1 protein-coding gene is annotated in these 353 nt (G+C 59.9%); it reads right to left on the bottom strand.

From position 1 onward, the window contains the following. Positions 1 to 2: 2 nt before the first annotated feature. Positions 3 to 353 (bottom strand): L-serine ammonia-lyase, iron-sulfur-dependent, subunit alpha (locus AB4Y77_RS23040; RefSeq protein WP_442015470.1); only part of this gene is annotated, 351 nt, incomplete at its 5' end.

Here is a 353-nt window from a genome sequence, read left to right as displayed (position 1 = left end):
ACTCAGCATTCGACGACGTTGACGGCGAGGCCGCCCATCGCTGTTTCCTTGTACTTATGGGACATGTCCTTGCCCGTTTCCCGCATGGTCACTATGACCTCGTCCAACGAGACCCGGTGCGTCCCATCACCCCACAACGCCATCTTCGCCGCGTTGATSGCCTTCGCCGCAGCAATCGCATTCCGCTCAATACACGGAATCTGCACCAACCCCCCGATCGGATCACACGTCAACCCCAGATTATGTTCCATCGCGATCTCCGCAGCGTTCTCCACCTGCCCCGGAGTACCACCCATCACCTCAGCCAAACCAGCAGCAGCCATCGACGACGCCGACCCCACCTCACCCTGACA

Source organism: Paenarthrobacter sp. YAF11_1 (genome assembly GCF_052113445.1).
In the GTDB taxonomy this organism is placed as follows: Bacteria; Actinomycetota; Actinomycetes; order Actinomycetales; family Micrococcaceae; genus Arthrobacter.
The sequence above is the reverse complement of the archived record's forward strand: the minus strand, read 5'-3'. Positions and strand labels throughout refer to the sequence as shown.